The 12,922-nt window shown below is 64.6% G+C and carries 11 protein-coding genes and 1 pseudogene; 4 read left to right on the top strand and 8 right to left on the bottom strand.

The genetic code is table 11. From position 1 onward, the window contains the following. Positions 1-6 precede the first annotated feature (6 nt). Complete coding sequence (locus tag MCUTH_RS07715) at positions 7-2,049, bottom strand: hypothetical protein (protein WP_150468719.1); 2,043 nt, start codon at positions 2,047-2,049, stop codon at positions 7-9. An 87-nt stretch (positions 2,050-2,136) separates the two neighbouring features. Between MCUTH_RS07715 and MCUTH_RS07710 the strand changes: the two genes are divergently transcribed. Together MCUTH_RS07710 and MCUTH_RS07705 are read left to right on the top strand one after the other, a co-directional pair. After that, entirely contained in the window at positions 2,137-3,300 is a 1,164-nt protein-coding gene (locus MCUTH_RS07710) for a hypothetical protein (RefSeq protein WP_066958157.1), read from the top strand. An 11-nt stretch (positions 3,301-3,311) separates the two neighbouring features. Further along, the gene (locus MCUTH_RS07705; RefSeq protein WP_066957773.1) at positions 3,312-4,283 is read left to right on the top strand and encodes a DUF1616 domain-containing protein; all 972 of its coding nucleotides are present in this window, start codon (positions 3,312-3,314) and stop codon (positions 4,281-4,283) included. Here the strand turns inward: MCUTH_RS07705 and MCUTH_RS07700 are convergent. The 7 genes from MCUTH_RS07700 to MCUTH_RS07670 are packed head-to-tail and all read right to left on the bottom strand — an operon-like array spanning position 4,231 to position 10,171. Continuing rightward, a complete protein-coding gene (locus MCUTH_RS07700; protein ID WP_066957771.1) occupies positions 4,231-5,022 on the bottom strand; it encodes a hypothetical protein in 792 nt (263 codons plus the stop codon). The two genes, MCUTH_RS07705 and MCUTH_RS07700, sit on opposite strands and share 53 nt — an antisense overlap. Continuing rightward, complete coding sequence (locus tag MCUTH_RS07695) at positions 5,019-5,312, bottom strand: hypothetical protein (RefSeq protein ID WP_066957769.1); 294 nt, start codon at positions 5,310-5,312, stop codon at positions 5,019-5,021. Before MCUTH_RS07695 ends, MCUTH_RS07700 begins: the two co-directional genes overlap by 4 nt. Continuing rightward, positions 5,312-6,556 carry a DUF58 domain-containing protein gene (locus tag MCUTH_RS07690; RefSeq protein ID WP_066957766.1) on the bottom strand — a complete coding sequence of 415 codons (1,245 nt, stop codon included), beginning with the start codon at positions 6,554-6,556 and terminating at the stop codon, positions 5,312-5,314. Before MCUTH_RS07690 ends, MCUTH_RS07695 begins: the two co-directional genes overlap by 1 nt. 2 nt (positions 6,557-6,558) lie before the next feature. Continuing rightward, the gene (locus tag MCUTH_RS07685; protein WP_066957764.1) at positions 6,559-7,533 is read right to left on the bottom strand and encodes an AAA family ATPase; all 975 of its coding nucleotides are present in this window, start codon (positions 7,531-7,533) and stop codon (positions 6,559-6,561) included. Beyond that, on the bottom strand, positions 7,526-8,347 hold the full coding sequence (locus MCUTH_RS07680; RefSeq protein ID WP_224732775.1) for a DUF4350 domain-containing protein: 822 nt from the start codon (positions 8,345-8,347) through the stop codon (positions 7,526-7,528). Before MCUTH_RS07680 ends, MCUTH_RS07685 begins: the two co-directional genes overlap by 8 nt. Beyond that, positions 8,328-9,905, bottom strand: a complete 1,578-nt coding sequence (locus tag MCUTH_RS07675) for a carbohydrate-binding protein (protein ID WP_224732774.1) — start codon at positions 9,903-9,905, stop codon at positions 8,328-8,330. The genes MCUTH_RS07680 and MCUTH_RS07675 overlap by 20 nt, the downstream gene beginning before the upstream one ends. Then, positions 9,902-10,171 (bottom strand): hypothetical protein, encoded by a 270-nt coding sequence (locus tag MCUTH_RS07670; RefSeq protein WP_066957763.1) that lies wholly within the window; start codon positions 10,169-10,171, stop codon positions 9,902-9,904. Before MCUTH_RS07670 ends, MCUTH_RS07675 begins: the two co-directional genes overlap by 4 nt. 168 nt (positions 10,172-10,339) lie before the next feature. Here MCUTH_RS07670 and MCUTH_RS07665 point away from each other — a divergent pair, with 168 nt between their 5' ends. Together MCUTH_RS07665 and MCUTH_RS07660 are read left to right on the top strand one after the other, a co-directional pair. Next, a complete protein-coding gene (locus tag MCUTH_RS07665) occupies positions 10,340-11,995 on the top strand; it encodes a WD40 repeat domain-containing protein (protein WP_066957761.1) in 1,656 nt (551 codons plus the stop codon). 710 nt (positions 11,996-12,705) lie between these two features. Further along, positions 12,706-12,922: pseudogene (locus MCUTH_RS07660) on the top strand (hypothetical protein); the annotation flags it as partial.

Here is a 12,922-nt window from a genome sequence, read left to right as displayed (position 1 = left end):
TGGGGATTACTTCCTCTTCAGGAGGAAGTAGCCTGCCGCTGCAATGATGATGACGACGACCGCGAAGATCGAGAGGATCACCGTCATCGGCAGTCCTTCAGTGGGTGTCTCTCCACCGGGGGCTGTCGTCGTGGTTGTGGTGGTCGGGGTCTCGGTCGGGGTGGTCGTCTCCGGCACCGGCTCGGCGAAGAGCGCGAAGATGCTGAAGTGCGTCACCGTCGCCCTCACGGTCCGGGTCTCGGGGTCGAAGGTCGTCGGGATGTTCTCCCAGAGTCCTGTCTCCTCGTTGTACCACTTCACCGAGAGCTGTTCGCTCTCAAGATCGAGGGTGTTCCAGACATCCTCGGGGATCTCCAGGGTCAGGGTGATTGCGGGGTCGAAGGTGGCGCCGGCGGGGCTGGCCACATAGGCGTAGCCAGCGAACGCGAAGACGGCACCGGCCGGGACTGCCGGGACTGCATCGCTTGCGAGAGGCTCAATCCCGACCTCGGTAATCGGGTTGCCGTTGGCGTCAAGGGCCTGAACCCCCGCCGGGACGATGACGGTTGCGACGCCGTCTACGGCGCTGACCGCGATGGACTGGACGACGATGCCGGTGCTGTCGGTCATGAGGCTACCGGTGCCCTCGTAGGCGACCGGGCCGCTCGGTTCGGTGGGGCCGCTCGGGCCGCCGCCGCTCGGGCTGCCGCCACCGCCGCCACCGCCGGGGCGATATGTGGGTGTGGGCGTCGGTTCTACGGCCGCGATGCTGACGTTCATCTGGTCGACGGCAACGACTTTCTGGCCGTCCATGCCCAGAGCGTAGAGATAGTAGTCGCCGGGGTTGAGTTTCTGGAGGGTTGCGGCGGCAACTTTCACGGAATTGCTGTTGGCGTAACCTGCGCATCCGTAGCCTTCGGCGATGACAAGGCCGCCGTACTTCTCTAACGTGGCTTCTTGACCGTAGGGCTTCAGTGTGTAGGTGATCGAACTATTCGACTGCGTGATCGCGTGCAGGATCGGGATGAGTCCGTCCAGGTTTGTGACATCCATACCCTGCTCTGCGAGTTTTCTGGTGTCGACATTGATATCGAGGTCGTAGTACAGGTCAGACGGATCCTTTTTGACCAGGGCGTAGGAGATGTTATCTACCATCTCATTGAAACTGATGGTTACACTCTTTTGCGAGTCCTGGTAGTATGGGTTCTTTTCCGACCAGATCACCTTGGTGTCGCTCTTGAGGATGAGGACCGGCATGGCGGCGATGATGCGCATCTTCTTGCTGTTGCTGTCATACTTCACCACCATGATGAGGTACTCGCCGGGTTCTGGGGCATACTCACCCTGCCCGCCTCCAGGGGAGAACGCCTGGACTGCACTCAGGTTCGGGCAGAAATACCCGAGAGGGACTTTATTGTTATCCAGTGTGTAGGTCAGGTTGCTTGTGTTGTAGGGCATCACGGCCGGCCAGACGGCCACTTTCTTGGCATCGGTACTGAAGTAAAGTATGCCCTCTGTGTTGAAGAGATACCCTTCCTTGAATGGCTCCTTAAAGAGCTCGGTGAGCCCGGCGGCTTCTTTACCATTGTTCTTTGGGCATTTGATCAAGAGTACGTTACCGTAATCGCCGGCATACGCAGTCCCGTTGCCGATCACACTGAAGTCAGGGAACGTCCGTTCGGTATAAACCAGGTAGTTTTGATAGACCCCTGGCAGACTGTGTGATGTTGTTTCCGCGGGCGTGATGCGTACACCAATCGACTCTCCATCATGACTGTAGGTGCCCTCGGCCGGGTCGAACTTTCGGACGAGCTTCCCGATGGTTGGTAGGTTGAGAGCTTTGGAGGAGGCGTAATCCGACAGGTTCACCACGGGAGTGTTCCCGTCCAGCGGATCGAGGTTCTCTACATTCTTAACGATCAGGTCTCGGTACGTGTAATTATCCGGTTCTATTAGGGTTACCTCTATGTAGGTGTCGTCACCACTGGCTGCAGCGCTTATCGCTGCAGGAATGGAGATCAGGGCTATGAGAGCGCCCAGTAGTAACAACAGGCCTTTCTTAAATTTCATGGTGCCCAGTTGGTCTTGCCATTTCATAAATTTTTTCATTTCAAACAGACATCTGTATCTGATCTAATTGAATTGGAGTTTTTCTCGATGAACAATCATGCTGTCTTTATCATCCTGTTCGCTCTTCTGATCCCTGCCGCAACAGCGGCAACGATCGATATATCCCCTACGAAGATTGATTCAGGGGATACGGTCACCGTGGACGTGAAGGGCCTTCCTGATGATGCCGTATTCTCCCTCGGTATCAGCGCAGAGTTCGATGCGGATCCGGGTAATGCGTTTTCTTTTAGGGCCCGCGATCTCACTCTTCCTTTCTCCCTCAACGAGGGAAAGATTGAGGTCTACACGGAGGGTACGGAATGGACTACGGTCTCGCTGGAGCAGAAGGACGGGATGTCTTTTAGCACGGGCAAAAACGCCGATACGAACGGAGTGGTCGAGATCAGCCATTCAGATGACATCCCCGGCGGTACCTACGATCTTGTCTCCCTCAAGGGAAAGGCCATAGATCGGAACATCATCGCCAGTCTTGAGTTAATGGGTAAGAAGAAGGGTGCCGACGGCACAATCTCCTTTGCCCTCGAGGGAATCGAGAGCGGCACCGCGACGGTCACAATCAAGATCGACGGGCAACAGGCCCTCTCCCAGAAGATCACCATTGGTTCCCCGTCGGGCAACGGCGGCTCCCCCTCGTCGGGTAGCAGCGGTCCCCTCTCCCCCGGCGGCTCCCCCGGCGCCCCCTTCATCCCCGAGCCCACCGCCACCCCAACGACCGTGACCTCGACCGACAGGAAGGTCTCGCTGACCGGCCCCGGCGCTCTAGACGCCAGGCTCGAACTCTTCACCGCCCAGGGCACCGCCCCCGCCGGCTGGTCGCTCTCCGGCTCCGCCTACGCGGTGACCCCGGAGGGGCGGACGTTTGACCCCGCCGTGACGCTCTCCTTCGCGCTCCCGTCGGCCGACGCAACCGCGACGATCGCACGCTACGAGAACGGCGTCTGGACGCCGGTCCCCTCGAAGATCCAGGGCGACCGGATCACGACCACGATCACCGCTGCGGGCGCGTATGCACTCCTCGTCGCCGCAACACCCGCCGGTGAGACCGCGGTCGCGACGCCCACTCTTGCGTCCGCAGAGACCGAGACGACGGCCGCCCCGGCGGCGACGACCCCGGCCGCGGCCCCGTTCTCTCCCCTCCTCCCGGTCATCGCATTCGGAATCTTAATGTTCGGATGGCTGAGAAGGGGTTGACAGGCCAATCCATGAATAGCGAAGATCCACGACTGATCGATGAGGTCGCCGCGTACCGGCCCGGCGACCTCATCGCGGTTGCTCTCCTCACGGTCGCGACCCTGCTTTCCGTCTACCTCCCGGTGTTGAACGCAAGCCCTCTCCGGATCCTCTTTGGCGTGGCGATGGTCCTCTTCATCCCGGGCTACGCCCTGATCGCCGCGCTCTTTCCGGCGAAGGGGGATCTCGACGGGATCGAGCGGGTTGCCCTCTCGTTCGGGCTCTCGATCGCGGTCGTCCCCCTCATCGGGCTCGGGCTAAACTACACGCCCTGGGGGATCCGGCTCGACCCGATCCTCGTCTCGCTGACGGCTTTCACCCTCGCGATGTCGGCGGCGGCCTGGTACCGGCGTCTCCTCCTCCCGGCCGAGGAGCGCTTCGTGGTCCCCGCCCGGGAGATGATCGAGGCCGCCCGCCTGGAGCTCTTCGATCCTGAGGCCTCCCGGCTCGACCGCGGGCTCTCCGCGTTTCTTGTCGTGGCGATCGCTCTGGCGCTCATAACGACCGCCTACGTCATCGCCGTGCCGAAAGAGGGTGAACACTTCACCGAGTTCTATATCCTCGGGCCCGGGGGGAAGGCCGCAGACTACCCGACCGCCCCCCGGGTCGACGTAAATCAGTCACTCATCATCGGCGTCGGGAACCACGAGTACCGCGACGTCACCTACACCGTCGAGGCCATCCTCCTCAACCAGACATTCGATCCGACGACGAATACCTCGACGATCCACGCCGTGCTCCCGATCGACCAGTTCACGGTGACGCTTTCGCATAACGAGACCCGCGAGTTACCCTGGGAGTTCTCGGTCCCGTCGGCTGAATACAATAGGCTCCAGTTCCTGCTCTTCAACGAGACGGTCCCGGGCCCGGGTGTTGCCGGGCAGGACCGGATCAACGCGAGCTACCGGGACCTGCACCTCTGGCTGCAGGTCCGGCCGGCCTGAGGATTACCCGGAGCGTCCCTCTTTTTTCGTCGACGGCCGAGTGCTCGATCTTTACCGGAGTTCCGGTCCCGAGTGCGGTGATCGCCGCAAGCAGGCTGCAGACCGGGCAGCCGACCATGGTGCAGCACTTCGGGGAGGCCGCCCTGATCGTCCGGCAGCCGGGGATGAGCCGGTAGCCGGCGAGGGTGACGACGAGGTTCTCGCCGTCCCGGACGGCCTCGGTCTTTGCGGCGATCTCGAGGAGGTCGTCGCAGACCTCGGTGATGCACGCAAGGAGCGCTTTCTCGTCATCGGGGATCTCGAGGGCGTGCTTCTCCTTTAACCGTGCAAGGAGCGGGGCGCAGGTCGGGGGGATTCTTACGGCGCACTCTCCGTCCCTGGTGATGTAGGAGTAGTCGTCGTCGGGGAGGTTCGGGAGGGTTCCGGCGACCGGGATGACCTCGACGACGGTTCCGTCTTTGGGGATGAACCAGGCGTCGCTCTGGAGCCCGAGGTCGGCGCAGAGGGTGGCGATGTTGATCGTCCCCTGGGCGGGGAGGAGCGCGGTTATCGCAGGGTCGATCGGCTCGCCCTTGTAGAGCGCGAGGAGAAAGACCCCCGCGGTGAAGCACCCGGCACCCGCGAGGACGAGGGTTGCGGTGGTGATGTCCCCCCGCCCGGTTGCGGCCGCGAAGGTGAGGAGGCCGGCTGCAGCGAGGATGAGGAGGAAGGCACCCAGGTAGGGGTTGTTCTGGTTCATGCGCCACCTCCCGCCCGGCGGACGAGCCGGTAGTCGCGGAGGGCGAGGGCGAGATACCCGCAGCCGAGGGCGGCCGCAAGGGCGATGAGGGGAAGGTAGACCGTGCCGCTCGCCGCGATGAGCGCGGCAAAGACGGCCGCGGCCGCCGCAAAGACCGGGTAGCCCCGCCGGTCCTCGAGGAACGCGGCAAGGACGATCACCTGCAGGACGAGCGCGGCGGCGATGTTTCCGACCGCAACGACCAGGACCTCGCCCGCACAGAGGAGGAGGAACCGCCGGTCGTACTCCATCAGAGCACCTCCACGGCATCGACCCCGGGGATCGTCCCGGCGCCGGCGGGTGCCTGGAGGACGACCCGCATCCCCCGGACCTTCGCCTCATGGACGACCTGGACGAGGTGGCTATTATCCCCCGGTAGAAGGAGGGAGTAGAGCCGGACCTCATCGGCGTCTGTCCGGGCAAGGGCGGCCCGGACCGCCGCGGCGAAGGGTGCCGGGCTCAATTCAGCACTGCACGAGAGGATCCGGCCGAGCCGCTCCCGATAGGCAGTCTCTTCTTCTCTTCCTCCCCTCCGGGCGGCTCTTGCCCGGACGGCAAGGACGGCGGGTCCCGGCGAGCGGTAGAGGGGGGCGCCCGGCTCGTGAGGGGCAAGTCCGCCGAGGACCGCGAGGGCTTCGCGGATATCCTGTGTCTGGGGGAGGAACCGGACGACCTCTCCGTTTGCAACGACCAGGAGCGAGCAGCCGTCGCGGGAGTTGATCGCGCCCTCGACGGCGCCCGAGACGGCCATCGAGAACCGGGCGAAGGTCTCCGGGTCGCTCTCGTGCGCCGGGAGATCGACGGCGATGAGGGGCGCTCCGCCCTCAAGCCCGGTCGGTTCACGGACATACAGGGTGCCGCGTCGTGCCGTGACCTTCCAGTCCACCTGCCGGGGGTCGTCGCCCTGGCGGTAGGGCCGGAACCCGCGGATGCCCTGGCCGGCAAGGGAGGTCCGCCGGTCGACCTCGCCGTCCCCGTTCCCGGCACCTCTTCCCCCGTTGCTCCCGGCTCTCCCGGCGGGGTAGACCCGGATCTGCGGCTCGGCAAAACGCCGAAAGACGAGGTCCCGGGCAAAGAAGGCGTCGCTCGCCTCGATGACGACGCCGCCGAACGCCGTCTCCCCCGGGGCCATGGGCCGGACGGTATAGGTCGCGGTCGCTCCCGGGAGCACGAGCGGGGCCTCGCCCGACGCGACCGCCGGGGGGATGTCGCGCACCCGGACCGAGAACCCCGCCGGGACGGCGAGGTCGACCCGAACCCGGACGGTCGCGGCCGCTCCCTGCCGGAGGATCGTCCGGTCGACCGTGCGCTCGACTGCAACGGAGGCGGCGACGGCCGAAAGATCCTGCTCGAACCGCCAGCCCCGCCAGAGGAGGAAGAGGGCGAGAGACCCGGCAGCTAGGCTCGCGGCCGGGACCTGCAGCGGGAGGGCGATGACGGCAAGAGCGATCGCGAGGGCGGCGATCCCCCCGGTCGTCCGGGTCGGCCGGAGCATTCTCAGGGCACCTCGACTGTATCGAGGATCTCGTTGATGACCGATTCAGTGGTGATCCCGGTGATCGTCGCCTCCCGGGTGAGGCTGAGGCGATGAGCGAGCACCGGGACGGCCAGGGACCGGACGTCGTCGGGGATGACGTAGGTCCGGCCGTAGAGAGCCGCCCGGGCCATCGAGCCCCGGAGGAAGGCGATCGAGGCACGCGAACTCGCGCCGAGCCGGATGTCCCCGTGGGACCGCGTGGCAAGCACGAGGTCGCGCATGTAGGCGAGGACCACATCGTCGACCCTGACCTCCCGGACGGCCGCGGCCATGGCCTTTACGTCGGCAGGACCGATGATCGGGGTGATCCGGTCCCGGTAGAGCCCCCAGTCCAGCTCTCCGGCCCGCTCCCGCCGGAGGATCTCGAGTTCGTTTTCGCCGTCAAGGTGCGTGAGGGTGCTGCTGAACATGAACCGGTCGCGCTGGGCCTCGATGAGCGGGAAGGTCCCTTCGGCGTTGAAGGGGTTCTGGGTGGCGATGACGAAGTAGGGGTCGGCGAGCGGGTGGGTGATCCCGTCGATCGTCACCTGGTGCTCGCTCATCGCCTCGAGAAGCGCGCTCTGGGTCCTGGGGGTTAAGCGATTGATCTCGTCGACCATCAGGAAGTTTGCAAAGATCGGGCCTTTCTGGAGGACGAATTCATTCTTCTTCTGATCGTAGACCCGGACCCCGATGATGTCCGCCGGCTGGATATCGACGGCTCCCTGGACGCGCCGGAACTCGTAGTCGATGAGACGGGCGATGATCTTGCAGACCGTGGTCTTTGCGGTCCCCGGGACCCCCTCGATGAGGAGGTGGCCGCCGCTGATCATGCTGATGAAGATCTCTTCAATAAGGTGCTGGTTCGCAACGACGACCTGCTGGGCCGTCAGCCGGATCTCTTCGTAGGCGTTGGCAATCTGTTGTATGCGCTCGGTGAGGGTCTCGTTACTCATCTTCCTTCCTCCCGAACCGGTAAGCCACCGGCAGGATGACCAGGGCGGCGAGAGCTGCCGTGGCCGGCGGTGTCTCCCGGATCCATTGGGTTATGTTGATGACCGGGTTTTCGGTCCCGGTCCTGCTGTGCCTGCCGTCGATCTGGAGCGGCTGGAGATTCTGGATGAACGTGGGGTTTTCTGCAAGCATCGCGTTGATGAAGAGGCTTGGGTCCCCGAGGACGGTGAGGTTTCCCTCGTATGCGGAGACTACCCTGCGTGCGAAGGTCTCGGAGCCGCTCACCCGGCCGTCGCCGTCAAGGTCGTCCCAGGTGAGGACCGAGGTCTCGATGAGGGGCTCGCCCCCCTCGACCGCCGCGGGGTGGTTTAAGAGGACGGTCTTGACCCCGGCAACATGGCTTGCATTCCCGACGACGTGCCCGAGAAAGAGCCCGGGGTCGGCGTAGCTCCGGTCAAGGCTTGCCAGGTTTCCCGGCCGGACCCTTATTGTGCTCCCGAGGTCGGCGAGGAGCTGGTTTGCGCCTCCTTCTTCGTCGGCGATGAGGACCCGCCCGCCGGAGTCGAGGAACGCCCGGAGGTCCGCGACCTCTTCGGTTGAAAACTCCCCCTCGGGTGCGAGGATGAGAAGCGTCGCACCGGGGTCGAGATCCGCGAAGTCGCGGACGGTCTCTCCGGCGAGGTTCGAGGTGCCGTTCCAGCCGATGTTGTAGCGGCTGTACTCCTCGGTGGTGGTGGTGGCGTGGACGTAGGCGACGCCGGCGGCGATGAGGAGGATGATGAGGACCGCCCAGGCCTCACGCTGCAGCCTCGTCACCCCCGAGGATTACGTCTTTCATCCTCCTGATCTCCTCTTTCGTCGGCTCTTCTCCCCCATAGCGGATCTGCTCGTAGCGCTCGAAGAACCAGGCGTAATCGGGGGCTATCCGGGCGCAGTCCCGCGGGGTCTTGGTCTTTTTGATGCCGAGCCGGTCACGGAGTGCGCCAAAGAGGACGGTCGCAGCCTCGCGGGGCGCAAGATCCGCGATCTCGACCTTCGGTGGCGGCTGATGGACGATCGCCTGAGACGGCTGCGGTATGGGGGCCGCCTCAGGCGTCTCGCGCCGCCGGAGGTACCACGCGGTCCCGGCCGCGGCCGCGAGGGCGGCTACGAACGGGATGAGAGGGAGCCCCTCGCCCCGGACGACGATCGTGGCGGTCTCGCTCTCCGAGGCGTTCAGGGGGAACCCCCCGCCGTGGAACTCGGCCCGGAGGGTGTGCTCCCCGGCGGGGAGGGCGATCACCTGCTCGTAGGTGCCGTCTTCCCCGGTCTCGGTGTCGACGAGGGTCTCGCCGTCGACCCGGATCGAGACCGGGGCGCCCGCGACCGGGAGGCCTTCTATCGTTGTGAGGTTTCCGGTGCAGGTGACGGTCGTCCCGCTCGCCCCGGCGACGGCGAGGGAGATCGCGGTCTCGTCGGGGAGGGCCTGGAACGACTCGACCCCGGAATAGACGGCGTCGGCGGCGGCGTAAACGAGGTGCGGGCCTGCGGCGACCCGGTCGATCCGGTAGGGCCAGGCGTAGGTGCCGTCCGCATTGAGGGTGGCGGTCCCGGCGGCCCGGCTGTCGATGTAGATCTCGACGGGGGTGCCCGGTGTGCCCCCGGCGTAGCGCCCGGCGATCCGGATGGTCTCGCCGTAGCGCCCCTCGGCCGGGGTGACCGTGATCCCGAGCGGGGACTGCTGCGGGGCGGTCGCCCTGTGCCAGTCGTCCGCGGCATCGACGATCTCGGAGAAGTGGCCGACGCTCTCCCGGTAGGGGGTGGTGTTCAGGCTGTACCTCTCGCCGATCCCGGTCATCACGCTCTCCCGGCTTGCGTAGGCTGAGTAGGTCTTCTGCATCTTCTGTCGGAGTGCCTCCCCCTCGTAGGCGATTGCCCTGCGCTGGTCGCCGTCCTGGACCTGGATCTCGAGCCGCTGGAGGTGGTCGAACCGCCGGGTGTCGTTTAGGAGGGAGTCCAGCGCTTCAAGGTTCTTTCTGTTGTTCCGCTGGAATTCGCCGAGTTCGGTCTCTGAAGCGTCCAGGGTGATGACGAGCCGGTCGAACTGGGATGTGAGTTCGGAGTACCGGGCAAGATCCCGCTCGGCGCTCTCGTAGTCCCTGAGTTTGATCGTGAGAGTAAGGGTCCCGGTCTGGTCGAGGAGTTCGTCCATCAGGGGGACGACGGCCGCGGCGTTGTTTTTCTGGCCGTCGATCGTCTTCGGGTCGGCGTGGGCCCCGGTCGTGATGTTCTCGGCGGTATAGAGGACCGGGTCGGCCGCCTCCGCTGCGAGGAGGGCGATGACCAGGACGGTTGCCGCCGCGAGGATGACGTACGAGGCCCGGCGGTTCATCATGAGGCGAGAATCTCCAGGATTTTTTCTGCGACGATGTAGGCGAAGATGGCGACCCCGGCGGCGATGAGGTAGCCGATGTAGCGCATGTAGCGCGGCCGCGAGAAGGCGCTGTCGATCAGGACCGCAATGATCAGGAGCCCGATGAGGGCAAGGACGAAGTAGACCTCGAGGTCGAGGGTGCGGTTCATGATCATGAAGAAGGCGACGATGATGAGCCAGGCTACGAGCGCGGCGAGGGCATAGTATTTCTTCGCACTACCTGCCATCCAGAGAACTTTTCGGCTCTGTAAATGATAATTCTATTGAAATTATCTCTTCCGTGTCCGGCCCCGGCTGCAAAAAGTGGCGCTTCCTGGTGGCCGTGGTGCTCGTCCGGGTCTTTATCCCTTCTCCAAACGGAATGCTTATGGTAACCGCCTGAAATATTCAAACGAATGCGATGCGCGACTGTTATCCTCGTGGCCTGCCTCCTTCTCGCCACCGGCGTCCAGGCAGGGGCCGCCCTCTGGACACACTCCATGCCGTCCGGGATCACCGATCTCTCGCTCTCCCGGGACGGGTCCTATGTCCTGGCCGGGGGGGAGCGGGTCTGTCTCCTCGCCGGCAACGGCACCCCCCTCTGGCAGCAGTGGGTGGGGGCGCATGCCGCCTGCTCTGCGGACGCAGGGCGGATCGTGATAGCGAACGGCCAGCTCCTCACCCTGGTTGACCGGGACGGGGCCCTGGTCTGGCGGCAGGAACTCGCGAGCGCCTGCACGAGACTCGGCGTCTCCGCGGACGGGAAGTGCATTGTGGTGGCGGATCGGTTCGGGAAGGTGTACTTCTACAACGGCGACGGCAAACTCCGCGCCACGGCCGATACCCGGGGCAAACCCGGTGACGGGGCCGCGGCCTTCTCCGAGATCCGGAGCGTCGCCGTCTCCGAGAAGGGCGAGTATGCCGCGGTCGCCTCCAGCCGCGGCGTCTTTTACTACACGGGGACCGGGCGGAAGGTCTGGTCCCACGCGGACGTTCTCGAGGGTGCGACTTCGGTCGCGGTCTCGGCGAGCGGCAACGAGGTCGCCGCCGGCTCGGATGCGAACGTCCGGCTCTTCGACCGGGCGGGGAAGGTCCTCTGGACGTACCGGTGTCACCGCCCGGTGACGTCGCTTGCGATCTCTGGCGATGGATCGCGTGTAGCGTTCGGGACGCAGGACGGCACTCTCACCTGTCTTGACCGGGAGGGTGAGGCGGTCTGGACGTTCTCGGCCGGGGACTGGATCCGGGACCTCGCCTTCTCATCGGACGGCTCCCTCCTCCTCGCCGGCTCGATGGGCAAGCAGGCCTACCTCTTTGACGGCGCCGGAGGGGTGATCGGCACCTGCGCCCTCTCAGGTCCCGTCAACCACGTCGCCCTCACCCCGGACGGGAAGGTGGGGGTCGCGGCCACGTCGCGTGAGGTGGCCGGGGTCCCGATGATGGCGGCGGCTCCTGCTGCGACACCTACCGTGACTTCTACCGCGACTCCCACCGCTACTTCCACTCCGACCTCCACCACCACTCCTACTGCAACTTCTACCCCGACGAACGCGACCGCCCAACTTCCCGCCGGGATCATTGATCTTCCGCTCCTGGCCGCCGGGATCCTTGCCTGCGGGGTGCTCTCCGGTGCGGGGTACTTCTACCGGCAGCGCCGGCGGACCGCCCCGGTGCCGACCGCAAAAGAGGAGCCCGCTGTCGTCGTCAAGACCGAGGATGAGCCCCTCCCGCCCGATGATGAGGTGCCCACTGCCGCGACGACTGAGATAGGGCCCCTCCCCGCGGTCGAGGTCGATCCTTCGGCGCCCTGGCGGGCCTCGATTATTGAGGGAAGGCTGCGGGAGGCCGCGAGGATCCTCTCCCGCGAGATGTTCGCCCTCATCCGGGAGCGGACCGGGGCGCGCGTCCTCCGGACCGCGGACGCCCTGGCGGCCTGTCCTGCCTTCCGCGAGGACCTTGCCCGGTTCTTTGTGGACGCCGACCGGCTCGCCTACGGCCCCGATGATCCGGCGGAGGAGGAGATCGAGGCGCTCGAGGCGGCATACCTCCGGCTCGCCGGGGAGATCCGGTAGCGGTCATCTCCGGCCTGAAACTGCTCCGTGCACCCGGGTCGGCAGCAGGGAGACCCTGCCCTTCGGGTGAGACGGAGCCTTCCCCGGGGGGTCCCGTGCGCCGCGGCACCGGGCGGATCCCTCTCTCTCGCCGGAAATTCCTTGCCCTGTGAGAGAGCAGTGGTGCTACAAAGGGAATATTTTGCTGGGTTTCAAAAGCGGTTTGATATCCAGGCGCGCATGCCGGATCCCGGCGAAATTTCCTCAAATCATCGCACGATCCCTCTCTCCCGGGACCGGGGTGCCGGTGGATCCTCTCCTCTGAAAATACGCGCATGATGTCATCCAAATGCGGTATTTTCGAAGAATTAATGGTCAATGGACTTTAGTTCCAGAGAGGCTCCTGTTTATGTATCGGGCTGCTCTTAAACACTTATATCTATTTAAACTACTTTCCGGGAGGGGTATTAATTTAGAAAAATTTATATATTTTATCTTGCGCCTCTCCTCTCCAGCAACCCGGGCCCACACCGGGCCTGCTACCCCTCTCGCGGGCAATTTTTAAATAATCCATGATGATCGCGTCGGTCATATTTCGGCACATTTTTAAATCCAATTTCCAATACTTTACGTATAGACACCTTCGCCCCGGGGCGCGGCCGTCTTCCCGTTCCCGGCGCATCCGACCCCTCTCCGGGGCTCTTCACCAACCCTGAGCTTCCCGGCATACCATGCACTCGACCACCAACTCCCAGCCCCTCTCCCCCCGGGAGAGCCCCTCCCCCGCCGAGCCGGCGGTCTCTTCTCCCCCCCGTTCTCCCCTCGAAGACGACGACGCACCCCTCCTCGTCGATGCTCTTGTGGGGGTTCGGCGTGCCGTCCGGACCCTCGTTGCGATGCCCGCCTACAACGAGGAGGCCTACATCGCAAAGACCATCGTCGGCGCCC

Origin of the sequence: Methanoculleus thermophilus (assembly GCF_001571405.1) — an archaeon.
Taxonomy (GTDB): Archaea; Halobacteriota; Methanomicrobia; order Methanomicrobiales; family Methanoculleaceae; genus Methanoculleus; species Methanoculleus thermophilus.
The sequence above is the reverse complement of the archived record's forward strand: the minus strand, read 5'-3'. Positions and strand labels throughout refer to the sequence as shown.

Bases quoted from the DNA above. Each gene is read 5' to 3' on its own strand.
- MCUTH_RS07695 (WP_066957769.1), bottom strand. From the start codon at position 5,312: ATGGAGTACGACCGGCGGTTCCTCCTCCTCTGTGCGGGCGAGGTCCTG.
- MCUTH_RS07690 (WP_066957766.1), bottom strand. From the start codon at position 6,556: ATGCTCCGGCCGACCCGGACGACCGGGGGGATCGCCGCCCTCGCGATC.
- MCUTH_RS07685 (WP_066957764.1), bottom strand. From the start codon at position 7,533: ATGAGTAACGAGACCCTCACCGAGCGCATACAACAGATTGCCAACGCC.
- MCUTH_RS07665 (WP_066957761.1), top strand. From the start codon at position 10,340: ATGCGATGCGCGACTGTTATCCTCGTGGCCTGCCTCCTTCTCGCCACC.
- MCUTH_RS07710 (WP_066958157.1), top strand. From the start codon at position 2,137: ATGAACAATCATGCTGTCTTTATCATCCTGTTCGCTCTTCTGATCCCT.
- MCUTH_RS07705 (WP_066957773.1), top strand. From the start codon at position 3,312: ATGAATAGCGAAGATCCACGACTGATCGATGAGGTCGCCGCGTACCGG.
- MCUTH_RS07675 (WP_224732774.1), bottom strand. From the start codon at position 9,905: ATGATGAACCGCCGGGCCTCGTACGTCATCCTCGCGGCGGCAACCGTC.
- MCUTH_RS07670 (WP_066957763.1), bottom strand. From the start codon at position 10,171: ATGGCAGGTAGTGCGAAGAAATACTATGCCCTCGCCGCGCTCGTAGCC.
- MCUTH_RS07700 (WP_066957771.1), bottom strand. From the start codon at position 5,022: ATGAACCAGAACAACCCCTACCTGGGTGCCTTCCTCCTCATCCTCGCT.
- MCUTH_RS07715 (WP_150468719.1), bottom strand. From the start codon at position 2,049: ATGAAATTTAAGAAAGGCCTGTTGTTACTACTGGGCGCTCTCATAGCC.